Genomic DNA, 25,540 nt, shown 5'->3' on the forward strand with positions numbered 1-25,540 from the left:
GTACGCAGAAGAAATTACTTCTTCTTATGTCTGTTTTTTCTTAGGCGCTTCTTTCTTTTGTGAGTAGCGATCTTATGTCTTTTTCTTTTCTTTCCGCAAGGCATAGTCTTGTACGTTTATGTTTTACAAATTCTTTAACTCTAATTTAATTTAGCCAACTCTTCATCAACAGAGGTGTTAAGTGCAGGATCTTTGCTCATGCCTTTTACCTTGTTAAATAAAGCCCTGGCTTCTTCTTTCTCGCCTGTGTTCGCTAATGATAACGCCAGGTAAAACGTGCCCTCTACATGTTGCGGGTTAACCGCCACCAGATTACGGAAACGCTCTACGGCCTTGTCATACTGGTTAGACTGGATAGAAAGTATACCCAGGTTAAACAGCGCCTTCTGGTTGTTCGGATCCGATGCGATCACCTCTCTTAGCAGCATAATACCCTGCATAGGGTTTGAGCTGGCAATATAGGTCATGGCAACGTTTGTCTTCGCATCCAGGTCAGACGGGTTGTTTTTAAGCACCTGCTCATACATGTTACGCGCTTTCTCGCCTAACTCGCCGGCACGCTGCTGTGTTGCTGCAAATGTAAATGCTTCGTAGTATGCGTCGCCGGCTTTCTTATAGCTTTTCTCACCACCGCGGGCTTTAGCTGCTATTTCGTAATAATAACCTGCGCTGTCATACTTCGAGGCCGTTGCATAAGCTGCGGCAAGCTCCGCTGCCAAGCGGTTCTTTGTCTGAGTATCGGTAGCTTTATTATACTTGGCGCGTGCCGTGGTTAAAGCCAGCAATTGCTCTGGCGTAGCCGTCGTGTGCACATCTGCCATGGCTTCACCCTCCGCACCATGGTTATGGCCATCCTCTTCTGAGTGGCCTTCCGGTATGGCGGCAGCGGTTTCACCTTTTGCCAGATTATCCTTGTCATCGTTGACCACTACTTTAGGCAAAAAGAACATGGCGGCAACCAACGCAATAGCTAGTACAACGATTAGTATTTGAGACCGTGACATTCTTTTTACCTAGTAGTGAATCAATGATTACAAAATCTGATTAGCAAAGATACAAAAAATTAAGCAGTTGCTAATTCCTTGATCTTTTTGCTGTTCTTAATCTTCTGGATGAAAGTTTTAGACGGCTTAAAGCTCGGAATAAAGTGCTCATCGATGATGATAGACGTATTCTTGGAAATGTTACGTGCTACTTTCTTCGCGCGCTTCTTGTTCACAAAGCTACCAAAACCTCTCACGTAGATGTTGTTGCCATCAGCCATAGAGTCTTTAACTACTTTGAAAAAAGCCTCAATTGTAGCCTGTACATCCGCCTTATCAATCCCTGTTTTATCAGCAATTTCTGATATTACTTCTGCTTTAGTCACTTTCTTAGATTTTTATAAATTAAATAATAAGATAATTTCCACCATTTATAAATCAGGCAGTTACACCAACTTGCTGATTTTCGGGGCACAAAGGTAATTTTACTTTTCGACAAGTAAAAGCATTCGCGAAAAATATTACAGACTGATTCTTACCTTTTTACCTGTAATTTTCGATTTTATGCAATCCCCATGCCAGCTGCGCCTCATCCTAACGCCCTGCAACTACTTATATTTCATGCAGGCGCAGATTAAGGCTCCGTTCAGAACAAATGATTACTTTTACCTGTTCCATCACAACACGAAAGAAGTCAATTAATTCATACTATGGCATTTAAGCCAACATCTTTTTTTTCTCAGGCCCTTATTCAGTGGTACGGCAAGCACAAAAGGGCCCTGCCCTGGCGCGAAACAACCAACCCATACTTTATCTGGCTGTCAGAGGTCATACTTCAGCAAACCCGGGTAGCGCAGGGTTTACCCTATTACCAGAAGTTTGTAGAAACATACCCTACCGTTCAGGACCTGGCCGCGGCACCACAGGACGAAGTGCTCCGACTTTGGCAGGGGCTGGGCTATTACTCCCGGGCCCGCAACATGCACCATACGGCCCAAATAGTGGTAGAGCAGTATGGCGGCAAATTCCCGGACAAGTATGAGGAGTTGCTAAAACTAAAAGGAGTGGGCAGCTATACTGCCGCCGCTATTGCCGCATTTGCTTACAGGGAGCAGGTGGCTGTGCTTGATGGCAATGTGTTCAGGGTGCTGGCGCGCGTGTTTGGACTTACAGAAGATATTGCCGCACCGGCATCACGTAAGGTTTTCCAGAAACTGGCCGACGAACTGGTGCCCGCCAGCGAGCCGGATACCTACAACCAGGCTATCATGGAATTTGGCGCCATACAATGCACCCCTGTCATGCCCGACTGTCTCTTTTGCCCTTTGCAGCAAAGCTGTTTTGCCTTTAACAACGGCATGGTGCAGGAGTTGCCCGTAAAGTCGAAGGCTAAGGCGGCCAGGCCAAGGTTCTTCCATTACATTGTACTGGAGTTTGAGGGCAGCTTTTACCTGCGTAAAAGACTGGAGGGCGACATCTGGCAGGGGCTTTATGATTTTTATCTCTACGAATCTGACACTCCGGAACTGGCCCCGCAAGCGCTGGAGAAAGAGCTTACCGAGGCTGGCATTGAGCTAAAAACCGCTGCTGCGGCACCTCCTTCCAAGGTGTATAAACACATACTCAGTCATCAAAAAATCAGGGCACAATTCTATCATTTCAGGCTTAAAACTCGTTTAAAAGAAGAGGTGCTTCAAGAGGCCCGCCTAGCATTGTATAGTCCCGAAAAAATAGATGAACTTCCGAAGCCTGTTTTGATGAATAACTATTTGAAAGATGCTAAGATTTTAATACATTTATAAACTGAACTTATATAACATTATATTTGTAGTTCAGTAAGCCATATTGCCTCCGGCTAGGTTGTCGGAGTAGCCCAATTAAATTTAACATTAAAGACAAAAAAGCATGGCAAGTGTAAACAAAGTAATCCTGATCGGAAATCTGGGCAAAGACCCGGAAGTACGTCATTTAGAAGGTGGTGTGGCTGTAGCCCGATTCCCACTGGCAACCTCCGAATCTTACAAAGACAAATCCGGACAAAGAGTTGAGAAAACCGAGTGGCACAATGTTGTATTGTGGCGCGGCTTGGCTGAAGTGGCAGAGAAATACCTGCGCAAAGGCCAGTCTGTTTTTATCGAAGGCAAGATCCGTACAAGCCAGTACCAGGACAAAGAAGGCAATCAGCGCTACAGCACCGAGATCGTAGCCGACAACATGACCATGTTAGGTGGTCGTGGCGGCGACGGGAACGGCAGCACAGGCTATCAGGAGTCTGCATCTTCTGCATCAGGCAGCGGCAGCAGCAACTATGGTAATGCATCTGTAGCCCAGAACGACGAGCCAGATGACCTGCCGTTCTAAAACATGTTAGACCAAATTAATTGATTTTGGAAAGTACAGACCCCGGAGACCCCCTGAGTTATAGCTTACTTCAGTTATTACAAACTTCGTTTGAGCAACTCAGAATAGAATATATCGCAGCAGCTTTTGCCTGCTTCATCCTATTGCTGCTTTCTGCCCTGGTATCCGGGGCAGAAGCAGCTTTTTTTTCTCTCACTGAGAAAGAACTGGACAAATGCAGAACAAGCTCCAACCCAACGGAGCGAACCATCTATAACCTGCTGCAACACCCTCGTAACTTACTCAACACCCTGCTGGTGTTTAACAATGGCATTAATGTAAGCATCATTACACTTTTCGCTTATGTAACATGGCAACTGTTTGGCACCCGCAGTCTGCCGGTGGTTACCATGGTAGCGGCATTGCTTTTTGTAACGTTCTTTATTGTGTTCTTTGGCGAACTGCTGCCTAAAGTATATGTGCAGAAAAAACGCCTCCAGGTAGCCCGCAATACTGTTCCGCTTATCAGGTACATGCAGGCAGTGGCGAAGCCGCTTTCCTGGATTATGTCGGGTATCAGCAGCTATATTGAAAAGCACTACATCATTCGGGGCTATAACCATACGATAGAGGAACTGCACCACAGCCTGGACGTGGCCCTTACAAACGAGGACACATCGCCGGAAGAGCGCAAGATATTACGTGGTGTCGTGAATTTTGGAGCAATTACAGTGCGCCAGATCATGAAACCCCGTATCGACATCATTGCCTTTAGTACCAGTACAAAGTTTACAGCGCTGCTTCCGCTTATCGTTAAGTGGGGTTACTCACGCGTTCCGGTTTATACCCAAAACACTGATAAGATCGAAGGTATACTTTATGTGAAGGACCTGTTGCCATACTTAGAACAGGGCGATGACTTTGAGTGGCAGAAACTGATAAGGCCGCCATTCTTTGTAGCCGATACCACACGCATTGCCGACCTTTACCAGGATTTTAAGGACAAGCACGTGCATATGGCCATTGTAGTGAACGAGTATGGCACGACAGCCGGACTTCTAACCTTAGAGGACATCATCGAGGAAATTGTAGGCGAGATCAACGATGAGTTTGACGACGATGACGATATCATTTACTCACAACTCGACGAAAATACTTTTATCTTTGATGGTAAAACATCGCTGCACGACCTGTGTAAAATAGCGGAACTGCCTTTTGATGCCTTTAACGAGGTAAAAGGCGAGAACGAAACCGTTGCCGGCCTGATGCTGGCAATGTTCTCACGGATTCCGCGCGTAGGCGAAGAAGCAAGCTTTGGCCGTTATCATTTTACAGTGGAGTCGGCTGATGCCAAGCGCGTAAAACGAGTAAAGATCAATGTCAGAAACAAAAAGGAACACTACCATAAAGCTAGCTAGGTTAAAACTGTTTATGTGGTTTGGCTTAGCGGCCAGCATGGTAGCCTGTGGCGCAGAGTATACGCCAAAGCCCAAGGGCTATAACCGCATCGACCTGCCCGAGCAAACATACAAGTCCCTGCAAGAGGAGCACCCTTATACGTTCGAGTACTCCAGCCATGCCAAAATCCGCCCCGACTCTTCTATGATAGCAGAGCCGCACTGGATTCATATTATCTATCCTGGCCTTGGCGCAGATGTGCAGCTGACTTACAAAGACCTGCAAGGCAGCGACGAAGAACTGAACAACATGATCGAGGATGCCCGCAAGCTAACTGGCAAGCACCAGATTAAGGCTTACTCCATCGAGGAAACCGAGGTAAAAACACCTACAGGCGAGATCGCCTCCGTGTTTGAGCTGGAAGGCGAAGTGCCAAGCCAGTTCCAGTTCTATGTTACCGATTCTAGCAAGCATTTTTTAAGAGGTGCTTTATACTTCAGAACGGCCACCCAAAACGACTCCCTGGCTCCTATCATCGAGTTTGTAAAGAAGGACGTGATCCATATGCTGAACACCCTAAAGTGGACGGGGAAGAAGTAGTTGTTGGTTGATGGTTATTGGTTGTTAGGTCAGCAATAAGACCTCCCAGCGTCCCCGAAATACTACGGGGCTGGTCTCCGCTCCTGCGAGTGTCTGAAGAGTTTTGCTGCTAACACTCTTCCTTAGGCAGGAAATGACTTGTTTCTAAGAAAGTGTAAACACACCCCTGCCCCTCTCGAGAGGGGAATCTCGGCCTTTGATTAACCAAAATGTAAGTTTCATAGCTATCGATATTCCTCGGACAGGTCACGACCTGTCCCTAAGAATCGAGGTTTATACTTGCTTGCCAGCTGCATCAGCCGTTTACTAAGAAGTGTCCATTCCAGCCTTTGGGTTGAGCGCCTTGTAGCTGTTGCGGTGCCGAACGGAGTGAGGCAGCCGGAGCAGAGCGGAGGCAGCTTCAGGTACACCGCGCGATGCCCGAAGGCGAGGCCTCGCTTAAAGAGGGCCCCTTCCCCCGCCTTGAGCGCACCAAAGCCAGAAGTGAAACAATAGGCAAGTAAGACTGAGGAATAACAGCTACCAGAAAGTATAGCAAAGTCTTTTTACCAATTCCAGCACGTCATACTTCAAAGCAAATCAAGTATAAAACCCTATCCCCCACTTACACCTATCAAGGCTTTTGATTAAATTTGTATCTTGTACAGCTGCAAAGATCATTCTTACGTAAAGTCAGCTTTCTAAATTAGCCAAAGTATAACCTACAATCAGGGAAGCAGTACTTTTGAGCTAATTCATAATTTATAATTCTGAATTCGTAATTCATAATTCGCCGCAGGCGTGACCAACTTTTTCCATACAAAAATAGAGTTCCTGAAAGGCGTGGGGCCGATGCGGGCGGAGCTGCTGCAGAAAGAGCTGCAGATCTTCACCTACGGAGACCTTATACAACACTACCCTTTCCGCTATTTGGACCGCACCCAGTTTTACAAGGTGGCGGAGCTGGACGAAAGTATGCCCTATGTACAGGTGCGCGGCCGCGTGCGTGGCAAAGAGTTACTAGGCGAAGGCCGTAAACAACGCCTGGCTGCCACTTTGGTAGACGAGAACGGCGACCAGCTGGAACTGGTATGGTTTAAGGGTGTAAAGTGGATGCAGAAATCGCTGAAAAACCACGCCGACTACATTGTGTTTGGGAAGCCAACTGAGTTTAACGGGAGGTTTAGTATGGCGCACCCCGAGATGGAGGAAGTAGGAGAAGAGAAACAGACCAATGCCTTTCTGCAGCCAGTTTACCATACTACCGAAAAACTAAAAGCCCACCGCATCGATAGCAAAGCCATTAGCAAAATGATGGAGCATTTGCTAAAGCTGGCGGTACCCAACATACAGGAAACCCTTGCCCCCGACCTGATTGACCACTACCGCCTCACGGATAAACGCACCGCGCTAATCAACATACATTTCCCGCAGTCTACGGAGAAGTATAATGCGGCTAAGTTCAGGCTGAAGTTTGAAGAGCTTTTTTACATACAGCTGCGCCTGTTCAGGCAAAAAGTGGTGCGCAAAGCCGACCTCAAAGGCCAAATCTTTAAAAATACCTCCGCACTCACTGACTTCTACAAAAACCACATGACCTTTGACCTGACCAATGCGCAAAAGCGTGTGGTGAAGGAGATTTACGGTGACCTGACTGCTGGCAAGCAAATGAACCGCCTGTTGCAGGGCGATGTGGGTTCGGGCAAAACCATCGTGGCCTTTATCACCATGCTGATTGCTGCGGACAACGGGGCACAGTCGGTGTTGATGGCGCCTACTGAAATCCTGGCAGACCAGCATTATGTGGGCCTAAAGGCTTTCGCAGACAGGCTGGGTATAAATCTGGGCAAACTAACCGGCTCTACCAAGACCAAAGACCGCAAAGTGCTGCACGAGCAACTGCGCTCTGGCGACATGAAAATGATTGTGGGCACGCATGCTTTGCTTGAGGATGTGGTGCAGTTCCAGAATCTGGGCCTATGTATTGTGGATGAGCAACACCGCTTTGGCGTGGAGCAACGCTCTAAACTGTGGCGCAAGAACCCGCGCGTGATTCCGCATGTGCTTGTAATGACAGCCACTCCAATTCCGCGCACCCTGGCCATGACGCTGTATGGTGACCTTGATGTGTCGGTGATTGATGAGTTGCCGGCTGGCCGTAAAGAAATCGTAACGGTACACCGTTTCGACTCGCACCGCCTGCGCGTGTTCCAATTTGTACGCGACCAGATTAAACTAGGCCGCCAAGTATACATTGTGTACCCTTTGATCGAGGAATCGGAGGGGATGGAGAACTACAAAGATCTGATGGATGGCTTTGAAAGTGTGCAGCGTGCTTTTCCGGAGTATAAGGTAAGTATGGTGCATGGAAAAATGAAGCCGCAGGACAAAGATTACGAAATGCAGCGCTTTGTCCGAAACGAAACCCAAATTATGGTGGCTACTACAGTAATCGAAGTTGGCGTGAATGTACCCAATGCCTCTGTTATGATCATCGAGAGTGCCGAGAGGTTTGGTTTGTCGCAACTGCACCAGTTGCGTGGCCGTGTGGGTCGGGGGGCGGAGCAGAGTTACTGTATACTGATGACCGGCTACAAGCTGAGCAAGGATAGTAAAACGAGGCTGGAAACTATGGTACGCACCAACAATGGCTTCGAGATAGCCGACATAGACCTGAAACTACGTGGCCCCGGCGATTTGATGGGTACACAGCAAAGCGGTGTGCTGGACCTGCTCATTTCTGACTTGGCAAAAGACGCGCCCATACTTCAGGAAGCACGTGCAGCCGCGCAGCGTGTGCTGGAGCAGGATCCTCAGCTGGAACACCCGCAACACGCCAACATACGCAGGCACATACAGTCGCTAAGCGCCAATACCGTAAACTGGAGCCGGATCAGCTAATAAGTTATTAGCTTGCCTTTATAATGCCTCCTGTTTTAGTGCCACAGCACTAAGCTAAAAAATCAGAATTTGCTATAGCTTCAGAAACAACCGGACGTACTTTTTGCACACCCTCTTGAAAACGCCCCTGCTTGATTTGTCTTTTGTAAATTTTTCTCCCCTACAATCCTCCTGTTATTAGTAAACTACCTCGGCAGCCTTCTTATCTGACTCCTCTTTCTCATTTGCTTTATCAACCTTCTGTTGAAAATTAGTAAATGATGCCCTCACGTTGCTAGTTTTCATAGTTGCACTTGCTGTCGCTATCTCATTTTCTTTTGTGTATTTGCTTATGAGGATTATGCTCATAAACAAAAAGAGCTTGAGTATAGATTTCATAGTGTGAATTATGTTCTTTGCTGTACTCAAAAGCCATACTATAAGTTGTCTCGCCACAGGCGTATTGGGTAAACACCCTCTAAAAACTACTGTTCACCTTTAATTTTTATGCGATCGCACTTAATTTAGAGCTATATCTGAATATGTTGACAAATACATGTTTGGGTTCCACGCGAAACAATAGTGTCGGTGCTATACTTGCCGGATAACCTCATCGTTAATACATTTACAACCGTAATCTTAAGCTTTATTCCAGTGATGCAACGCATTGTCTATACTTTGTTCCTGTTTTGCCTTTTTCTGTACTCATCAGAGGTTGGTGCTCAATCTAAACTGAAGGCTGCGGCAGACTTTGTTTATTTGCCCGAGAAAAACGGGGATGAGTATAACCAGCGTGTGCCACAAAAAACTATAGCGCTAAACCAGAATGAGTTCGTTATACTTAGCAGGCAGGCAAGCAGCGCCTATTCTGTGGAGAAGTATAATGCCAGCCTGAAGAAATCGTGGAGTGCCAGTATCCCCTTAACGGAGACCGAAACCGTTGAAGCTTTTTATACTTCGCCTGTTTCAGCTGTTGTTATAACACTTCGAAAAACGGATGAAAAGCAGCTGCTGCATGCATACCGCGTTAATTTGCAAAACGGCGAAAAGCAAAGTGCTGTGTTATTGCTGGAATCTCCCGCAAAAGGTCGTCGTGCAAGTATAGCCCATTCCCCAGACGGTTCTAAGTTGCTGGCGTACCGTTACCACACGGACAACAACCAGCAGATAAATGACATTAGTGGTGTCTTGTTTGATGTTAACCTCCAAAAGATAGCAGACCGGAAGTATAACCTGAACGACATAAGCGGTATACTTACCACAGAGGTAAAAGTAAGCAACACCGGAGAGCAGTACGTATGCCTGATATCTGACAACATGAACCGTTTAACAGTTCGCCAGTACACCACCAGTACCTCTCAGGCAACGGTAATGAGCGTGCTGGTTGGCGGAGTATACAACGGTAGTAAGGTATACATTCTGGACTCCAGGTTTGAACTGATGCCCAATAACACCCTGTATGGCGCCGTGCTGACAGCGGAAGAGGAAACCGGCAGATACTACAGCCTTAAGGCCGTAAAATTCGATTTTGAGGCAAACGACATGATATTTGCCGATGAATTCAAATTCACGAAAGCCTACGTAGAAAAGGTTGTCCCTCCTGGCAAAAGCAATCCTGAGCCACGCCTGGAGGATATCTACCTATCAGACCTTTTGTTATCGGACAACGGCAAACTGACAGTAATTGCCGAAAAGAAGTATACTGAAGGCGGAGAGGATGCCCCATACTTTGCCGAAGACCTCCATCTGTTTACTTATGATGAGTACATGAGCACTGCCTGGAACGCTGTATTGCGTAAACAGCAGAAAGCTCCGGCCGATGAGGCCTTTAGCGGCATTTCTTACCGTACCAAAGCAAGCGATAGTACCATACACCTGCTAACCCTGGAAGAGCTTAACGGAAAGTATGATCTATACCTGCGCCAGATCGACAGCAACTCTGGTCAGGTTACTGTCGCTAAACCTGTAGGCATTAATGTGGCCAATGACAGGAATTTGGCCTATGTAAAAGATTTCACTGCCTGGCTTACAGACAAGAACATCATTACGGTGATACGCCCCAGCAAAAAAGCTGAGGGACTTAGATTGAGCCATATACAGCTGAAGTAAGGCTTGATCCAGTTTAGACATACACTGTTTTAAGGCCAACATGACAAGTCCTACTTACTTGCCATATCTTTATTCTCCAAGTATAGTTTCTTTACTCTACGAGGCGCTGGCAGCAAAGCAGCAGCAGTAGCCAAAACAAAAAGGCCACCCCTTAAAGAGATGGCCTTTCCAAACTATAAGTGGTCAGAATTAATATACGTATTCGTCTGCCTCAATCATGGCGGCTGCTATACGACGACGGGCTTCTTTTGTATTGAAGAGATCCTTCTTCGTAAAACGCTTTAGCCCCATAAATAACAGGCGTTGCTCATCGCCCTCGGCCATAGATGCTATGGCATCTTTACCAGCGATAAAGCATGCATCTACGGCATCGTTTATTACCACGCGCACGATGTCTATCTGCTTGGCAAGAGCCTCTTCGCCACGCTGCCCTACAAGCTTCTCAACGCGCAGCAAAGTAGACTCTGCTACATAGGTCTTAATAGCCATATCGGCAATGTTCATGAGTATCTCCTGCTCTTTGGCAAGTGAGTTCATATACTTCTGCACCGCAATACCTGCTACCATTAGAATAGCTTTCTTCAGGTTACGGATGGCTTTATGCTCTGCAGAGAACAACGACTCTTCCTCAGAACTAAAGTCAGGAATAGCCATTAGCTCCTGCTGAACTGCCTGTGCTGGTCCCATCAGATCAAGCTCCCCGTTCATCGCCTTCTTCAGAATCATGTCTACAGTAAGCATGCGGTTGATCTCATTTGTACCCTCGAAGATGCGGTTGATGCGTGAGTCGCGGTAAGAACGGTCCATTGGGTAGTCTGCAGAGAAGCCGTAGCCACCATAGATCTGCACACCCTCATCCACTACATAGTCCAGCACTTCAGAACCCTCTACCTTTAGCATGGCGCACTCTACGGCAAACTCACGGGCAGCACCCAGCAATGCCTCATTCTCGTTCTTGCCGGCAGCCATAAGCTCCTGCTCTTTACGGTAGATGTCCATGCCTGCACGGTACTGCGCCGACTCTACTGCATAGATCCGGATAGCCTGCTCTGCCAGTTTATGGCGGATTGCCCCAAACTTGGAGATAGGCATGTTAAACTGGTGACGCTCGTTTGCATACTTTACAGACTGGTCAGCCACTTTTTTAGCAGCACCCAGTGTAGCAGCACAAAGCTTGATACGACCAATGTTCAGGATATTGAAAGCGATCAAATGGCCCTTGCCAATTTCACCTAACACGTTCTCCTTCGGCACTTCACAATCCGACAGGAACACCTGACGTGTTGATGAGCCTTTGATACCCATCTTATGCTCTTCGTTACCTAAGCTTAAGCCTGTGTAGTCTTTCTCTACAATAAAGCCTGTGAACTTATCACCATCCACCTGCGCGAAAACAATGAACACATCTGCAAAGCCTGCATTGGTGATCCACATTTTCTGTCCGTTCAGGATGTAGTGAGTACCAGCCTCATTTAACACTGCCTTTGTTTTGGCAGCCAACGCATCCGAACCGGAACCCGGCTCAGTTAAACAGTAAGCCGACATCCACTCGCCGCTAACCAGCTTCGGGATATACTTTTGCTTTTGCTCTTCGGTGCCAAAGTATAAAATTGGCAAAGTGCCTATACCCGTGTGCGCCGCAAATGCCACCGGGAAAGAGTGTCCGCCGCCAACTGATTCAGTTACCAACAACGACGTGTTGAAGTCCATGTTCAGGCCACCATACTGCTCTGGTGCCGACACAGCAAATAGCCCAAGCTCACCTGCTTTTTTCATCAGGCTTTCCATCAGGCCTTCTTCGTGGTTATCTAGTCGGTCCAGTAGTGGCCTTACCTCATTCTCTACAAAGTCAAGGCAAGTCTGCGCCATCATGCGCTGTTCTTCATTAAACTCCTCAGGCGTAAACACGTCCTGCGGATCAGTTTCTTTGATCAGGAACTCTCCTCCTTTGATTGTTGATGTTTTAGTTTCCATTGTTTTAGTCTTTTTGTTTTTTGACACAAGACATAAGACACAAGATTTAAGACTTGCTCTTAAGCTTAGCCTTTTAATTTCTTTTTAAATCCATCAATCATTCTCTGAATTTTGCGAAGCTGGTCTAACAGCTTTTCAAGTTTATCTTCAGATAAAAACCCAAAAGCATTTGCTAAGAGCAGCTGTGTTTCAAGTTCGAAAGCCGAACCTAATGCTACATTCAGAAATTGAATAAACTCTTTATTGGAGCCCCTTCCTGCACCTTCAGCAATATTTGAAGGTATAGACACTGCGGATCTGTTTATCTGAGATGTAAGACCATACTTTTCATTTGCAGGAAAAGAAGCTGAGTTTTGATACACAGCCTTTGCTAAGGCCATGCCTTCTTTCCAGATAATCAACTCTTTAAAATTATGCATTAAAGAAGTCTTGTGTCTTACGTCTTGAGTCCAATGTCTATTTTAAAAGCTCAAACACACCTGCCACGCCCTGGCCTCCGCCAACACAGGCAGTTACGATGCCGTGCTTGCCTCCGGTGCGGCGCAGGTCGCTGAAGAGCTGCACAGACAGCTTGGCACCGGAGCAGCCCAGCGGGTGACCGAGTGCAATGGCACCTCCGTTTATATTCAGCTTATCCGGGTCAAACTCCAGGTGGCGCATTACGGCGATTGATTGTGCTGCAAAGGCCTCGTTCATTTCAATAAGGTCAATGTCGTTGAGCGTCATGCCGGCCATTTTAAGGGCCTTCGGCACTGCAGCGATTGGCCCCATACCCATAATGCGTGGGTCAATGCCGCCAGTCGCGTAGCTTACCAGACGTGCAATTGGTTCCAGGTTCAGCTCCTTCACCATACGCTCACTCATCACAATCACAAAGGCAGCCCCATCAGATGTTTGAGAAGAGTTACCGGCCGTTACCGTACCGCCTGCAGCAAATACCGGCTTTAATTTTGCCAGCGCTTCCATAGAAGTATCGGCACGCGGGCCTTCATCGGTGTCTACGGTATAAGTGCGTGTCTTTTTCTTTCCATTATCATCCAGGTAGGTTTCCTCTATAGTTATAGGGACGATCTGGTCTTTGAAGTAGCCTTTCTCGATGGCGTTCAGCGCTTTCTTATGCGAGTTATAAGCGAACTCGTCCTGGTCTTCACGTGAAACATCATAATCATTGGCAACAGCCTCAGCCGTTAAACCCATGCTCAGGTACCAGTCCGGGTGGTTTTTGGCGATCTTATAGTTAGGAACTGTTTTCCAGCCAGCCGTTGGCACCAGCGACATAGACTCTGTACCGCCAGCTATGATACAGTCGGCCATGCCAGCCTGGATACGGTTGGCTGCAATAGCTATTGTTTCCAGGCCTGATCCGCAGTAACGGTTCACCGTCATGCCACTCACCGACATGGGCAAAGCCAGCAACGACACCATACGGCCAATTTGTAAGCCCTGCTCTGCCTCTGGCACCGCGTTCCCCACGATCAGGTCATCTACCCGCTCAGGATCCAGTGAAGGCACAGACTGGATCAGGTGTTTGATGACATCGGCGGCCAGGTCATCGGGTCTCATGAAACGGAAAACGCCACGTGGTGCTTTACCTACTGCGCTGCGAAATCCGGCTACGATATATGCATTGTTCATATTTTCTAATTGCTAAATTGTTAAATGGCTGATCGTTGATTTCTCTTTTACAAGAGCTTAATCATTCTCCATTATTCATTAGTCATTAATTTCTCAGCGGCTTGCCTGTGGTCAGGATGCTCTGGATACGCTCAAGCGTTTTGCGCTCACCAGTCAGCGACAGGAATGCCTCACGCTCCAGGTCCAGCAGATATTGTTCGCTTACCTCGGTTGCGGCAGATAAATCACCACCGCACATCACGTAGGCCAGCTTTTCAGATATCTTCTTGTCATGCTCAGAGATATAGCGCCCTGTATACATGGCATTCGCTCCCGTCAGGAACATACCTAACGCTCCTTTGCCCTGCACTTTAATATCTGTACGCTGCACCGGCTTCGTATAACCCGCTTCGGCAAGCATAATGGCGTGCTCTTTCGCATCTGCTATCAGGCGGTTACTGTTGATAGTGATGCCGTCAGACTTGCGCATGTATCCTAAATCCTTTGCCTCTTTAGCTGAGGTGGAAACTTTGGCCATACCTATTGTCAGGAATACATTTTTCAGGTCGTTGTACTCAATGTCACCGTCGGCATACATATCCGCAGCACGCAGCGTCATTTCTTTAGTACCGCCGCCTCCAGGTATCAAGCCAACACCAAACTCAACTAAGCCCATATAGGTTTCTGCGGAGGCCTGCACATGATCGCAGTGCAGGTTAAGCTCGCAACCACCACCTAGTGTAAGTCCGTGTGGTGCGCCTACTACAGGTATAGCAGAGTAACGCATGCGCATCATCGCATCCTGGAACTGTTTGATCATGAAATTGATCTCGTCGTATTCTTGCTCCAGCGCATACATGTATACCAGTCCCAGGTTGGCGCCGGCTGAGAAGTTGGCACCCTGGTTACCAACCACCATGCCTCTAAAGTCTTTCTCTGCCAGTTCCACGCCTTTCATCAGGCCCTGGATCACATCGCCGCCTAGCGTATTCATTTTAGAATGAAACTCTACATTCAGGATGCCGTCTCCCAAGTCAAGTATAGTGGCACCGCTGTTTTTCCAGATGGTTTTAGTGCTTCTGAGGTTATCCAGTATGATGAAGTTTTCGGCACCAGGTATGGCTTTGTATTCTTTGCTCTGGATGTCGTAGTAGCGGCGGGTACCGTTCTCTACAACATAGAAAGACTCCTTGCCGTGCTCCAGCATCTCCTCTACCCAACGGGCAGGCTGATAGCCGTTCTCGATCATGCGCTGTACGCCTTCGCGGGCACCGATGGCATCCCAGTACTCAAACGGACCAAGCTCCCAGCCAAAACCGGCACGCATGGCATCATCAATTCTGTACAGCTCGTCAGAGATCTCAGGGATGCGGTTGCTCACATACTGGAACAGGCCATAAAGCGACTCATTAAAGAATTGTGCAGCTTTATCAGATTGCTTAGAGAAAGCCTTGATACGCTTCTTCAGGTCATCAATAGGCTTAAGCGTCTCCAGGCTTTGGAACTTCGGCCGCTGCTTAGGGCCGTACTCCATCGTGTTCAGGTCAAGGGTCAAAATCTCTGTCTTGCCCTTGGCGTCTTTAGTTTTCTTGTAGAAGCCCTGCCCGGATTTATCACCCAGCCATTTGTTCTCTACCATCTTCTGCAGGTAGTCTGGCAACTTAAACAGTTCCCTCGACTCGTCCTTCTCACCGGTCTGGTACAAGCCATTCGCCACATTAGCAAGCGTATCCAAACCAACTACATCCAACGTTCTGAACGTGGCCGACTTTGGTCTGCCGATCACCGGACCTGAGATCTTGTCAACCTCATCCACATTCAGGCCTAACTTGTTCATAACCTGCAGGCCTTGCATAATGGCATAGATACCCACACGGTTGGCGATAAAGGCAGGCGTGTCTTTGGCCAGTACTGTTGTCTTGCCTAAGTATAGATCCCCGTAGTGCATAAGGAAATCCACTACCTCTTTGTCCGTCTCCGGTGTCGGGATGATCTCCAGAAGCTTCAGGTAGCGTGGCGGATTGAAGAAGTGCGTGCCGCAGAAGTGCTTTTTAAAGTCATCAGAGCGTCCCTCCAGCATCATGTGGATCGGAATGCCCGATGTGTTGGTTGTGATCAGGGTGCCTGGCTTGCGGTATTGCTCAACCTGGTCAAACACCACTTTCTTGATCTTAAGATTTTCTACCACCACCTCTATGATCCAGTCGGCAGTGGCGATGTCTTTCATGTTATCATCAAAGTTGCCGGTCTGGATAAGGCGCGCATCGGCTTTGCGGTACAACGGCGATGGATTAGAATTGATGGCTGCCTGCAAATGGCTGTTTACGTTGCGGTTGCGAACAGCTTTATCATCCAGCGTAAGGCCCTTCTTCTCCTCTGCCGGCGTTAGTTCCTTCGGAACAATGTCGAGCAGCAGCACCTGCACCCCGATGTTGGCGAAGTGGCAGGCAATGCGTGAGCCCATTACTCCTGAGCCAAGCACGGCTACTTTTTTAATTATTCTCTTCATAGAATAGCTAAGGTTGTCTATTATTTAAAAGATGTCTTTATTCTCGATCATGCCAAGTATGCGGCTGCAAACGCTAAAAAAGGTCTCAAGCTCTTTTTGCGGTATCTCTTCGCGCACCTTCGTGTTAAAGTGCTTTACCGTTCTCCTGGCTACCTCTTTTTTCTCAAGCCCCTTTTCTGTCAGGAATATCCGCACCAAACGCTTATCCGAGGGGTCAGAAACTTTATATATCAGTTTCTTCTCTTCCATACTTTTCAGGATTCGGGTAAGGCTTCGTGCCTCCAGGCCAAGCAGCGGGGCAATTTTTGTTGCCGGCGTACCTGCTTCCTGGTCAATGTTTAACAACACAAACCCTATGGATGTTGTAATATCATTCTGAATTGCCTCTGCGTTATACATGCGCGAAATGGCATGCCAGCATACTTTAAAATTATAATCTACTGTTTCTTCAGGCTTCATGGAGTGTTATTGGTGTATACCAAATATATAAAAAAATGTTATGCTTGCATACTATTTTTGAGAATTTTATAAAATCTCAACTATAGCACACAGGCAAACAGCTCTCGGAGTAATTGTTATGAGTGCATACTTCTTACGGTAACCACACAAAAAAAGCCCTCTTATTTCTAAGAAGACTTCAATTATTTTAAACTACCAGGAAAGGCACCCGATCGGAACACTAGTAAACAAAAAGGCCCCTGCAAGAGGGGCCTTTTTGTTTTAGGTATTAAAACATACTATCAATTATATCTTTATAGTTTGCCGAGATCACCTTACGCTTTATACTTAGCTTAGCAGTCAGCTCTCCAGACTCTATCGTCCACATGTGTGGCAGCAGCCTGAACTTCTTGATTGTTTCGTACTGCGCAAGTGTTTCATTTGCCTTGTTAACCTCGCGGCGGAACTTATCAACTATCTCAGGCTTTTCGATCATCTCTTCGTCTGTGGTATATTTTATACCTTTATGCTGGCACCAGTCCTGCAAACCTGCAAACGACGGCACAATCAGTGCGGCGGCATACTTCTGCCCTTCACCTACTACCATGGCCTGCTCGATCACTACAGATTCCTTCAGCTTGTTCTCTATCGGCTGTGGCGCTACATACTTACCACCCGATGTTTTGAACATTTCTTTTTTGCGGTCCGTGATCTTCAGGTATTTACCCTCGACCAGGGTTCCGATATCGCCTGTATGGAACCAGCCATCTTTATCGATCACCTCGGCAGTAAGGTCAGGTCGCTTGTAATAGCCTTTCATTACATGCGGCCCACGCGTCAGGATCTCACCATCCTCTTCTGCAATTTTCACCTCTACACCATCTATGGCCATACCCACGGTGCCAATTACGTTATTCTCCGGCTCAAAGCGGTTCACCGAAATTACCGGCGAAGTCTCAGTAAGGCCGTAACCTTCCATTACGCGTATGTTGGCAGCCCAGAATACACGCGCCAAACGCGCCTGCAGGGCAGCGCCACCCGATACCACAACTTTTACGTTGCCCCCCAGGGCCTCGCGCCATTTGCTGAAGATAAGCTTATTGGCCAGTTCCAACTGCTTGTTGTACCACCAGCCCTGGTCGGTGCGGGTATCATACTTTAAGCCAAGCTCAAGGGCCCAGAAGAACAGCTTGCGCTTAACACCTGTCAGCTCCATGCCTTTGGCCACAATCTTGTCGTATACTTTCTCGAGCAGGCGTGGCACTGTGGTAAACACATGCGGCTGTACCTCTTTCAGGTTGTCGGCTACTTTCTCTATACTTTCGGCGTAGTAGATAGACACCCCAATGCGCATGTATAAGTATAAAAGCATGCGCTCAAAAATATGGCAAAGCGGCAGGAAGCTAAGCGCTCTGTGCTCCTGATTAACCGGCACATAAGGCATAGTACCCCTTACGTTGCTCATGATGTTGTCATGCGTCAGCATAACGCCTTTAGGGCTTCCGGTTGTACCAGAAGTATAAATAAGGGTTAGGATGTCTTCCGGCTTTACGGCTGCCTTTAGTGGCTCCAGTTGCTGCACATCTTCACCTTTGGCCAGGTCAAGCACTTCACTCCAATGCTTAGCACCTTCTATTCTGTCGAAAGTATAGATCTCTTTAACGCTATCCAGCCCGGCAGTGGCTGCACTCACCTTGCTATACAAAGAAGCATCAGCCACAAAAACCACCTTCACCTCAGCATCTTTGAAGATGTAATTATAGTCCTCTACTGTTATGGTTGGGTACATCGGCACACTGATGGCGCCCAACTGCTGAATACCAAAATCCGCAAACACCCACTCAGGTCGGTTAAACGACACAATAGCCACCTTATCTTCTTTTCCGATACCAAGCTTGCGCAAGCCAAGGCTGACTTTGTTGGCGTAGTCTTGCACATCCTGGGTGCTATACTTTACCCACTGTCCGTTCTCTTTGGCAGCAAGGCAATCTGGTTGAGGATAGTTGGCTAGCTGATTAGACAGCAAGTCAAACATGCGGGTCATCTCCATGGTGTTATAGGTTAAGCTTCAGTTTAGTAATTAAGGAGTTTACGGTAAATATTACCGGCTAAGGTTATGCTATACGCATTTTATGGATTTTTTTCCAAAACTGCCAGACTACATGGTATAAATATTTGATATATCTTATATTTTTTGATAATTGAAGCTTACTTATGGCAGATATCAGCATAAAAACTGTTATTTTAGTATTTTTGGCTACCACAGTTTTTACTACATGAACCTTTCTATCTTTTTTGAGCCGCTAAACGAAGATGTTTTTGTAAAGATGAACAGGCCCCGCACGCTTGGCGCCTACATCAACCGCTTCGTAAGCAAGTTTCCGGACTGGAGAGCAGCCGACATAGCCATACTTGGCGTACACGAAACCCGTGGCCTTACCGGGGCAGAAACCATGGAAACAACACCTGCTTCCTCTCCGGCACGATCGGTGCGAAAAAAGCTCTACAGCCTGCTGAAAGGTAGTGGCCGATGCCAGATTGTGGACCTGGGTAACCTGCGCCCCGGAATAACGCTGGATGACACTTACCTTCGCCTGAAAGAGATAGTTGAAGTACTTATTTCACACAATACCATACCTGTTATTATAGGGGGCACGCACGACCTGGAGTATGGCCAGTACCTCGGCTACGAACACCTGGACCGTGTGGTAAACATGGTAACCGTGGACAGCACCGTGGACATGACAGAAGACCCGGAAGCCGCAGCCAATAAAAAACAACTTCGCCAGATACTGGTGCATGAACCGAATTACCTCTTCAGCCTGGGGCAGATAGGCTACCAGTCGTACCTGGTGGAGCCGGAGGTTATGGCTACACTGGAGAAACTGCATTTTGAAGCGCACCGGGTAGGCGAGGTACACCGCAACGTGCAGGAGATGGAGCCTGTGGTGCGTGTAGCAGACCTGCTTACTTTTGACATCTCCGCGATCAGGCACCAGGATGCCCCCGGCTATGAACCGGCCAACCCGTTTGGGTTAACCGCTGAAGAGGCATGCCAGATATGCTGGTATGCCGGACTAAACGATCAGTTAACCTCGCTGGGCATTTATGAGTACAACCCCGAGGCAGATGAGCGTGAGTTAACCGCCATGACAATTGCCACCATGATCTGGTATTTTATAGAGGGGTACTACCACCGCAAAAACGAGACTGACTTTAACAGCAAGCAGTTTACAAAGTATGCCGTTGCCTTCTCGGAGGATAACCCGGACCGCATGATCTTTTACAAAAGCAAGCACAGTGAGAAATGGTGGCTGGAGGTTGAGGCGCTGAGCAGCGAGAAAGGCAACCGCGTGGTGCCATGCAGCTACGAGGACTACCTGCAAGCCATTAAAGGCGAAATCCCGAACCGCTGGATACTGACGCAGGCAAGAATCGGATAATGTGATAATTGGGTAATGTTTTAATGTAGTAATTAACGGATAAAATTTAACTCGAATTAGTTAATAAACAAGCTTCTATAGCAGCTACATTTTAGCATACTTAAATTAGCATATCAATACATTAAACAAATTAGCACATTAAAGATGATCTTACCCGAGTATACTTTACAACAACTGGCCTCACGTAACGGGCAGGACCGCGACGAAGTATGGATAGCGTATAAGGGCGTGATTTACGATGTTGGAAAGTCGAGGCTGTGGCGCGAAGGCAACCACTATGAGCACTGGGCCGGGCAAGACCTTACCGTAGAACTGAAAGATGCGCCCCATACAGACTATGTTTTTGATAAATTTGAGGCAATCGGGGTAGTAAAAAACTCTGTTTACCGTATGGGGAACAATTAATACGGAAACCTTTTTTAATTTGTAGGAACCACTTTACTTATACATATGATATTAATTGCTGATAGCGGCTCTACTAAAACAGACTGGCGCATGGTTACGGCCACGGAAACTTTCGGTCAGGTACAAACCATCGGGTTTAACCCGATGTACCAGGAGGCTGACGAAATTTACAAGGCTTTAAACGAATCACTGCTGCCGCAACTACAGCATAAGACACCAAGCGCCATTTATTTTTATGGCGCCGGATGCAGCTCACCCGAACGGAACAAACGCGTAGAGGATGCCCTGAGAATGGCTTTCCCTACTTCAGAAATTCACGTAGACCACGACCTGATGGGCGCTGCACGCTCGCTGTGCGGACGCAACCCGGGCATTGCCTGTATACTTGGCACAGGCTCCAACACTTGCCTTTATGATGGGTCTGAGATCATAGACAACGTGCCGTCGTTAGGCTTTTTGTTAGGCGACGAGGGCAGCGGTGCCTACATGGGCAAATTGCTTATCAGAGCGTTTCTGTACCGTGAGTTACCGGAAGAGCTGGCCCAATCGCTTAAAAACAGGTATAACCTGACCAAGAACGGCATACTTGACGAGCTGTATGGCAGCGATGTACCTAGCCGCTATATGGCCTCTTTTGCTAAATTCATGCATGAAAAGCGCCAGCACCCGGCCATCAAGGCGATGATCTACGAAAGCTTCTCAGAGTTTTTTGAGCACCACATTACCAAATACGAAAACTTTGATACGCTTCCAGTGCATTTCGTGGGCTCTATCGCCTTCCATTTCTCTGATACACTGAAGCAGGTAGCTAAAAAGTATGGCGTGAACATGGGCCAGATCCTGAGCACACCAAGCGAAGGCATGATCCTGTATCACCAGGAACTGTTACAAGCGTTCGGCACACCAAATCAATAGAGTTTGCCAGCTTCTGATCATACTTTTATCCATTAGCACACCATGTCTACCACAGAGTCAGCCTCTAACTACGACCGCCTGGAGCAAATGAGCATCAGGGAGTTGCTTGTTAACATAAACCGCGAAGACAAAACAGTGCCCCTCGCAGTTGAAGCCGCCATTCCGCAGTTGGAACGGTTGGTAGAGGCGACTGTAGAAAGACTAAGAAATGGGGGAAGGTTATTTTATATCGGGGCAGGCACGAGTGGCCGCCTGGGTATAGTAGATGCATCAGAGTGCCCTCCCACTTATGGTGTACCGCATGGCATGGTATCGGGTTAATAGCCGGCGGCGACACTGCCATCAGGAAAGCGGTAGAGTTTGCGGAAGATGACATGGAACAGGCATGGCTGGACCTGCAGCAGCACGAAGTATCCGCACAGGACATTGTGGTGGGCATTGCTGCATCCGGAAGGACACCCTATGTAATTGGCGGACTACAAAAATGCCGTGCGCAAGGCATTGCCACAGGTTGTATAGTATGCAACACAGAGAGCGCCGTTGCCGCCGCAGCCGATTATCCTGTTGAGGTAGTCACAGGCCCGGAGTTCGTAACGGGAAGCACTCGCATGAAGGCAGGCACGGCACAAAAACTGGCTCTTAACATGCTTACCACCTCTACTATGGTCAGGCTTGGCCGTGTAAAAGGGAATAAAATGGTAGACATGCAGCTATCTAATGAAAAGCTGGTTGACCGTGGCACCCGCATGTTAATGGACGAGCTTAAACTGACAAGACCAGAGGCCGCAGCCCTCTTAAAAAAATTCGGGAGCGTTCGTGCAGCCATCAACGCTTATACAAACGGCAAAAGCACAAAATAAAAATGGGAAGCAATGATACTGCTTCCCATTTCTTTATACTATGAGCCTGCTTATAGTAATACTGCCTGCCCTTGCTGCGTGTTCTCACCAGCAAGTATAATAGCCAGTTCCTTAAATCGTTGGTGAAAAACACCAACAATGGCGGGTTCGATTTCTTTTAGCCAAAACCCTAAACAGCTTCTATTTCGTTTTTCTTACTCTGCCTCTGCCATTATAAAGTTAGCCATCATAACTTCGGCGGCTTCCTTACTGGGCACCTTATAATTTACCACAGACCAGGTATAATTCAGTTTAAAGCGTTTGTCGGCCATACCATACAACACTTTCTTCTTATAATCTCCAAGCGGTTCAAGTCCAAGTCTTTCGCGGTTAGCCTCAATGGTAAGCAGCTCTTTCTCGGTGCGCCTCTCTTCCATATATTGCTCCACGTCGTTCTGCGATTCACCTTCTTCGCAGGCGTTGCAGCTTATTTTAACAAATGCCTTTGAGCCATACTTGCTTCGCCCAACCTGCTGCTCAATAAGATATGCCGCCGCCTGTGGCCTTAACCGGCCCTGCTTCACAGCCTCCTCCAACATCTGGGAGAAGTCGTGGCCTTTTCTGGCTTTTGTCTGCCGCTGTATCACAACGCTGAACCGGGGCAATTGCTCCAGCGTATCCCCCACTCCGATCAGGCTCTCACCGGGGTACCCATGCTTATCCACCCACTGCAGAAGCTTTTTCACATTGGCCGCCTCTATTTTTTGAAGCGTATCGCCGTATATGCGCAAACCGCCTGCCGCCTGCCTGAAGTACTGGTCCCGGGCATAAAGCTCGTCCAGGTCGGCCCGCAGGTCCATGTTATACTGGCTTTCATACTGCTGCCGGTACTTAGGGTACTTCTTCTTAAACTTTCTCCATTGCTTTGTTGCCTGCAGCGAGTCGAATACTGGTTGCGCTGCCAGGTAATCTATACTTACACCCTTAGTTGCCAGCCGCTGCAAGTATGCCAAAGAGTGCTTCTTGTTTTGCAAAAGCATGGCGCAAACAGCAGCATTATAATAGTCGCGGGCAAACGGGGTGGGCACGGCCTGGAAAGCCTGCTCATACAACTGCAGTGCCGTGGCATAGTCTTTCTCAAGTATACTTAGCTCTGCCTTGTTGATCAGGGGGAAATATGCTTTGGTATAGTCCACGCTCTCTGCGTAGGCACTGGTAGCCAGCAGCACAAAAACCAACAGCACAAAAGAACGGGCGGCTACTAAAAATTTGTTTCTCATGGTAAAGTAAGGGTTTAGAGAAGCAGATTGTTTATTTTGCACAAGTATAACGTTGTTTTCCTGCACACCTTATACATCAAGGCTGTTTTGTGCTGATAAGTTTCATATTTGAAACAGCGCCGGCTGCTTCAACTTTCCAAAAAGCTTTGCAGTACATGTACTCGGGGGCTGGCACTGGCCGCGCCTTACCTTAACTCACTCTTATGCACGACATCGAACCATTTTATAACTGGATTGAGAAATACTCGGCGTCAGACGACCCGCGTTCCCCATTGTTTGGGGCCGAGAACAGCCTTACCCATTATACCAATACCATTTATGGGTATTACATACACCCGCAGTGGGACGACATCGACTCTGAGACCCTTTTCCTTAAGATCCTTTACACGGATTATGATCTGGGCTTTGTAGTGATTGAGTTTATAGGCGAGTGGAATGATGCGTTGAACAACGACATCATGAGCCTGAAACGCAATATTGTTGACCCACTTGTGTCTGAGGGCATCAAGCACTTTATACTTATTGGCGAGAATGTGTTTAATTTTCATGGGTCTGACGACTCATACTATGAAGAGTGGTTTGAGGATATTGAAGAAGGCTGGATTGCCGCCATTGGCTTCCGGGACTTTGTGCTCAGCGAAATGCGCAACTATAACCTGGACTCCTACATTAACTCGGGTGGCAGCCTGGAGGATATTTACTGGCGCACCTTTACCCCGAAGCGCCTATTCGCACTAGTAAACAGTATGATTCAGAAAAGGCTGGGGCCGTAACAAAACAAAAGCTTTCAGCACCTGTTGCTATAGATGCTAAAAGCTTTTAGTAATTATTCTGAAAAGGGTAGATCAAAAAGATCCGACTTATTCAATCACAGTAGTGTCTTCTGCAACCTCTTCGTTGTACTCTTGTACTTCATCACGAAGCTCTTCTTTTTCTTCAGCTACGTCTTCCGCCTCCTCTACTACATCCTCCGCTTCTGAGGAAGGTGAGTCACATGCAACGAATGAGAACATACTTGCGGCGAACAGCATTAAAAATGTCTTTTTCATATCAATTATATTTTGTTTAAGTGCTTACTATATACCTCAAATCAGAAGTATAAATATTTGCATTTATTAACAACGATTAAATTAGCTTCTGGGTTGAATAAGTGCTCTATTTATACCTGTTGGGGCCATAAATACCTTTTGTATCTGCATTTAGCCCCGCAATATTCTATACTTTTTGCTACTCAATTACAGCAGTAGTATCTTCCATCTCTTCGGCCATATCCTCAGCCTCGTCTTCCATCTCCTCAATAGCTTCTTCTCTTTCTTCAGCTCTTTCTTCTGCCGGCGAGTCGCATGCTGCAAACGTAAACAGAGAGCCTAGCGCAAATACGTAGAGTACCTTTTTCATAATCATATTTTTAAGTGATTGGTAACAAATTAACAAGTGCGATCACCAGAAGTAAAACACCTGATTTCCCCGTTTCAAGAAAACACTACGAATACGCTGATAACAGAATATAGTTGTAAAAAAATATTAAAAACAAAGGCCACCCTTTTGGGGTGGCCTTTGCTGCCCGGCCATGCGCCGGGAGGTTTCGTTGATTACTGAGCAGCCTCAGTTGTGTCAACTGGAACTACAGTAGTGTCTTCCTCCATAACTGGAGCCTCTTCTACTACAGTCTCTTCAGTAGTTTCTACTTCAGTAGCTGTCTCTTCAGTGTTGTTGCAAGATGCGAAAGCGAAAAGACCAGCAACAAATAGTAAACCGAATACTTTTTTCATGGTGTTTTAAGTGTTTTGATGAAATGAAGAGACAAATATACTACTATATTTCAATCTCCTAA

At 47.2% G+C, this 25,540-nt stretch carries 23 protein-coding genes and 1 pseudogene; 11 read left to right on the top strand and 13 right to left on the bottom strand.

What is annotated here, in order from left to right:
• Positions 1 to 140: 140 nt before the first annotated feature.
• Both AC4BAP_RS15025 and AC4BAP_RS15030 read right to left on the bottom strand, forming a co-directional pair.
• Entirely contained in the window at positions 141 to 1,004 is an 864-nt protein-coding gene (locus tag AC4BAP_RS15025) for a tetratricopeptide repeat protein (protein ID WP_490583487.1), read from the bottom strand.
• Positions 1,005 to 1,063: 59 nt separating this feature from the next.
• Complete coding sequence (locus tag AC4BAP_RS15030; protein WP_187068752.1) at positions 1,064 to 1,369, bottom strand: HU family DNA-binding protein; 306 nt, start codon at positions 1,367 to 1,369, stop codon at positions 1,064 to 1,066.
• A gap of 324 nt (positions 1,370 to 1,693) precedes the next feature.
• On the opposite strand from AC4BAP_RS15030, the gene mutY reads away from it, so the two are divergent.
• The 5 genes from mutY (at position 1,694) to recG (ending at position 8,201) form a co-directional block, all read left to right on the top strand.
• The gene (gene mutY, locus AC4BAP_RS15035; protein WP_490583488.1) at positions 1,694 to 2,785 is read left to right on the top strand and encodes an A/G-specific adenine glycosylase; all 1,092 of its coding nucleotides are present in this window, start codon (positions 1,694 to 1,696) and stop codon (positions 2,783 to 2,785) included.
• A 103-nt stretch (positions 2,786 to 2,888) separates the two neighbouring features.
• A complete protein-coding gene (locus AC4BAP_RS15040; protein ID WP_490583489.1) occupies positions 2,889 to 3,344 on the top strand; it encodes a single-stranded DNA-binding protein in 456 nt (151 codons plus the stop codon).
• Positions 3,345 to 3,370: 26 nt separating this feature from the next.
• Positions 3,371 to 4,741 carry a gliding motility-associated protein GldE gene (gene gldE / locus AC4BAP_RS15045; protein ID WP_490583490.1) on the top strand — a complete coding sequence of 457 codons (1,371 nt, stop codon included), beginning with the start codon at positions 3,371 to 3,373 and terminating at the stop codon, positions 4,739 to 4,741.
• A 13-nt stretch (positions 4,742 to 4,754) separates the two neighbouring features.
• A complete protein-coding gene (gldD, locus tag AC4BAP_RS15050) occupies positions 4,755 to 5,321 on the top strand; it encodes a gliding motility lipoprotein GldD (protein ID WP_490583491.1) in 567 nt (188 codons plus the stop codon).
• A gap of 780 nt (positions 5,322 to 6,101) precedes the next feature.
• On the top strand, positions 6,102 to 8,201 hold the full coding sequence (gene recG / locus AC4BAP_RS15055; protein WP_490583492.1) for an ATP-dependent DNA helicase RecG: 2,100 nt from the start codon (positions 6,102 to 6,104) through the stop codon (positions 8,199 to 8,201).
• A 177-nt stretch (positions 8,202 to 8,378) separates the two neighbouring features.
• Here recG and AC4BAP_RS15060 read toward each other — a convergent pair whose 3' ends face one another.
• Positions 8,379 to 8,579, bottom strand: coding sequence for a hypothetical protein (locus AC4BAP_RS15060; protein ID WP_490583493.1), 201 nt, complete (start codon positions 8,577 to 8,579; stop codon positions 8,379 to 8,381).
• Positions 8,580 to 8,837: 258 nt separating this feature from the next.
• Here AC4BAP_RS15060 and AC4BAP_RS15065 point away from each other — a divergent pair, with 258 nt between their 5' ends.
• Complete coding sequence (locus AC4BAP_RS15065; protein ID WP_490583494.1) at positions 8,838 to 10,289, top strand: hypothetical protein; 1,452 nt, start codon at positions 8,838 to 8,840, stop codon at positions 10,287 to 10,289.
• Between the two features lie 189 nt (positions 10,290 to 10,478).
• Here the strand turns inward: AC4BAP_RS15065 and AC4BAP_RS15070 are convergent, their stop codons facing one another.
• The 6 genes from AC4BAP_RS15070 to AC4BAP_RS15095 all read right to left on the bottom strand — a co-directional run bounded on the left by AC4BAP_RS15070 (position 10,479) and on the right by AC4BAP_RS15095 (position 18,874).
• Positions 10,479 to 12,263 (bottom strand): acyl-CoA dehydrogenase FadE, encoded by a 1,785-nt coding sequence (locus AC4BAP_RS15070; RefSeq protein ID WP_490583495.1) that lies wholly within the window; start codon positions 12,261 to 12,263, stop codon positions 10,479 to 10,481.
• A 65-nt stretch (positions 12,264 to 12,328) separates the two neighbouring features.
• Positions 12,329 to 12,682, bottom strand: a complete 354-nt coding sequence (locus tag AC4BAP_RS15075) for a four helix bundle protein (protein WP_490583496.1) — start codon at positions 12,680 to 12,682, stop codon at positions 12,329 to 12,331.
• 37 nt (positions 12,683 to 12,719) lie between these two features.
• Positions 12,720 to 13,898 carry a thiolase family protein gene (locus AC4BAP_RS15080; RefSeq protein WP_490583497.1) on the bottom strand — a complete coding sequence of 393 codons (1,179 nt, stop codon included), beginning with the start codon at positions 13,896 to 13,898 and terminating at the stop codon, positions 12,720 to 12,722.
• An 85-nt stretch (positions 13,899 to 13,983) separates the two neighbouring features.
• The gene (locus AC4BAP_RS15085) at positions 13,984 to 16,386 is read right to left on the bottom strand and encodes a 3-hydroxyacyl-CoA dehydrogenase/enoyl-CoA hydratase family protein (protein WP_490583498.1); all 2,403 of its coding nucleotides are present in this window, start codon (positions 16,384 to 16,386) and stop codon (positions 13,984 to 13,986) included.
• 24 nt (positions 16,387 to 16,410) lie between these two features.
• Positions 16,411 to 16,845 carry a MarR family winged helix-turn-helix transcriptional regulator gene (locus AC4BAP_RS15090; RefSeq protein WP_490583499.1) on the bottom strand — a complete coding sequence of 145 codons (435 nt, stop codon included), beginning with the start codon at positions 16,843 to 16,845 and terminating at the stop codon, positions 16,411 to 16,413.
• Positions 16,846 to 17,113: 268 nt separating this feature from the next.
• The gene (locus AC4BAP_RS15095) at positions 17,114 to 18,874 is read right to left on the bottom strand and encodes an AMP-dependent synthetase/ligase (RefSeq protein ID WP_490583500.1); all 1,761 of its coding nucleotides are present in this window, start codon (positions 18,872 to 18,874) and stop codon (positions 17,114 to 17,116) included.
• A gap of 226 nt (positions 18,875 to 19,100) precedes the next feature.
• On the opposite strand from AC4BAP_RS15095, the gene AC4BAP_RS15100 reads away from it, so the two are divergent.
• The 4 genes and pseudogenes from AC4BAP_RS15100 (at position 19,101) to murQ (ending at position 22,447) form a co-directional block, all read left to right on the top strand.
• Positions 19,101 to 20,267, top strand: coding sequence for a formimidoylglutamase (locus AC4BAP_RS15100; protein ID WP_490583501.1), 1,167 nt, complete (start codon positions 19,101 to 19,103; stop codon positions 20,265 to 20,267).
• Between the two features lie 144 nt (positions 20,268 to 20,411).
• On the top strand, positions 20,412 to 20,672 hold the full coding sequence (locus AC4BAP_RS15105; RefSeq protein ID WP_490583502.1) for a cytochrome b5 domain-containing protein: 261 nt from the start codon (positions 20,412 to 20,414) through the stop codon (positions 20,670 to 20,672).
• Between the two features lie 45 nt (positions 20,673 to 20,717).
• A complete protein-coding gene (locus tag AC4BAP_RS15110; RefSeq protein ID WP_490583503.1) occupies positions 20,718 to 21,587 on the top strand; it encodes a hypothetical protein in 870 nt (289 codons plus the stop codon).
• Between the two features lie 42 nt (positions 21,588 to 21,629).
• A pseudogene (murQ, locus tag AC4BAP_RS15115) lies at positions 21,630 to 22,447 on the top strand (N-acetylmuramic acid 6-phosphate etherase).
• A gap of 194 nt (positions 22,448 to 22,641) precedes the next feature.
• Here murQ and AC4BAP_RS15120 read toward each other — a convergent pair.
• A complete protein-coding gene (locus tag AC4BAP_RS15120) occupies positions 22,642 to 23,706 on the bottom strand; it encodes a hypothetical protein (RefSeq protein ID WP_490583504.1) in 1,065 nt (354 codons plus the stop codon).
• Positions 23,707 to 23,909: 203 nt separating this feature from the next.
• On the opposite strand from AC4BAP_RS15120, the gene AC4BAP_RS15125 reads away from it, so the two are divergent.
• Entirely contained in the window at positions 23,910 to 24,479 is a 570-nt protein-coding gene (locus AC4BAP_RS15125; protein ID WP_490583505.1) for a hypothetical protein, read from the top strand.
• Positions 24,480 to 24,566: 87 nt separating this feature from the next.
• Here AC4BAP_RS15125 and AC4BAP_RS15130 read toward each other — a convergent pair whose 3' ends face one another.
• From AC4BAP_RS15130 to AC4BAP_RS15140, 3 genes are all read right to left on the bottom strand, one after another.
• Positions 24,567 to 24,755, bottom strand: coding sequence for a hypothetical protein (locus AC4BAP_RS15130; RefSeq protein ID WP_490583506.1), 189 nt, complete (start codon positions 24,753 to 24,755; stop codon positions 24,567 to 24,569).
• A 178-nt stretch (positions 24,756 to 24,933) separates the two neighbouring features.
• Positions 24,934 to 25,104 (bottom strand): hypothetical protein, encoded by a 171-nt coding sequence (locus AC4BAP_RS15135; protein ID WP_490583507.1) that lies wholly within the window; start codon positions 25,102 to 25,104, stop codon positions 24,934 to 24,936.
• A 194-nt stretch (positions 25,105 to 25,298) separates the two neighbouring features.
• Positions 25,299 to 25,478, bottom strand: a complete 180-nt coding sequence (locus tag AC4BAP_RS15140; protein WP_490583508.1) for a hypothetical protein — start codon at positions 25,476 to 25,478, stop codon at positions 25,299 to 25,301.
• Between the last annotated feature and the right edge of the window lie 62 nt (positions 25,479 to 25,540).

Source organism: Pontibacter sp. GD7 (assembly GCF_058216375.1).

Excerpts from the sequence above, each read along its gene's own strand:
- AC4BAP_RS15025 (WP_490583487.1), bottom strand. The coding sequence starts at position 1,004 with ATGTCACGGTCTCAAATACTAATCGTTGTACTAGCTATTGCGTTGGTT.
- AC4BAP_RS15120 (WP_490583504.1), bottom strand. The coding sequence starts at position 23,706 with ATGAGAAACAAATTTTTAGTAGCCGCCCGTTCTTTTGTGCTGTTGGTT.
- gldD (WP_490583491.1), top strand. The coding sequence starts at position 4,755 with ATGTGGTTTGGCTTAGCGGCCAGCATGGTAGCCTGTGGCGCAGAGTAT.
- AC4BAP_RS15130 (WP_490583506.1), bottom strand. The coding sequence starts at position 24,755 with ATGAAAAAGACATTTTTAATGCTGTTCGCCGCAAGTATGTTCTCATTC.
- AC4BAP_RS15065 (WP_490583494.1), top strand. The coding sequence starts at position 8,838 with ATGCAACGCATTGTCTATACTTTGTTCCTGTTTTGCCTTTTTCTGTAC.
- AC4BAP_RS15125 (WP_490583505.1), top strand. The coding sequence starts at position 23,910 with ATGCACGACATCGAACCATTTTATAACTGGATTGAGAAATACTCGGCG.
- mutY (WP_490583488.1), top strand. The coding sequence starts at position 1,694 with ATGGCATTTAAGCCAACATCTTTTTTTTCTCAGGCCCTTATTCAGTGG.
- AC4BAP_RS15040 (WP_490583489.1), top strand. The coding sequence starts at position 2,889 with ATGGCAAGTGTAAACAAAGTAATCCTGATCGGAAATCTGGGCAAAGAC.
- AC4BAP_RS15090 (WP_490583499.1), bottom strand. The coding sequence starts at position 16,845 with ATGAAGCCTGAAGAAACAGTAGATTATAATTTTAAAGTATGCTGGCAT.
- AC4BAP_RS15110 (WP_490583503.1), top strand. The coding sequence starts at position 20,718 with ATGATATTAATTGCTGATAGCGGCTCTACTAAAACAGACTGGCGCATG.
- AC4BAP_RS15070 (WP_490583495.1), bottom strand. The coding sequence starts at position 12,263 with ATGGAAACTAAAACATCAACAATCAAAGGAGGAGAGTTCCTGATCAAA.
- AC4BAP_RS15135 (WP_490583507.1), bottom strand. The coding sequence starts at position 25,104 with ATGAAAAAGGTACTCTACGTATTTGCGCTAGGCTCTCTGTTTACGTTT.
- AC4BAP_RS15075 (WP_490583496.1), bottom strand. The coding sequence starts at position 12,682 with ATGCATAATTTTAAAGAGTTGATTATCTGGAAAGAAGGCATGGCCTTA.
- AC4BAP_RS15095 (WP_490583500.1), bottom strand. The coding sequence starts at position 18,874 with ATGGAGATGACCCGCATGTTTGACTTGCTGTCTAATCAGCTAGCCAAC.
- AC4BAP_RS15060 (WP_490583493.1), bottom strand. The coding sequence starts at position 8,579 with ATGAAATCTATACTCAAGCTCTTTTTGTTTATGAGCATAATCCTCATA.
- AC4BAP_RS15140 (WP_490583508.1), bottom strand. The coding sequence starts at position 25,478 with ATGAAAAAAGTATTCGGTTTACTATTTGTTGCTGGTCTTTTCGCTTTC.
- AC4BAP_RS15085 (WP_490583498.1), bottom strand. The coding sequence starts at position 16,386 with ATGAAGAGAATAATTAAAAAAGTAGCCGTGCTTGGCTCAGGAGTAATG.
- AC4BAP_RS15105 (WP_490583502.1), top strand. The coding sequence starts at position 20,412 with ATGATCTTACCCGAGTATACTTTACAACAACTGGCCTCACGTAACGGG.
- AC4BAP_RS15100 (WP_490583501.1), top strand. The coding sequence starts at position 19,101 with ATGAACCTTTCTATCTTTTTTGAGCCGCTAAACGAAGATGTTTTTGTA.
- AC4BAP_RS15080 (WP_490583497.1), bottom strand. The coding sequence starts at position 13,898 with ATGAACAATGCATATATCGTAGCCGGATTTCGCAGCGCAGTAGGTAAA.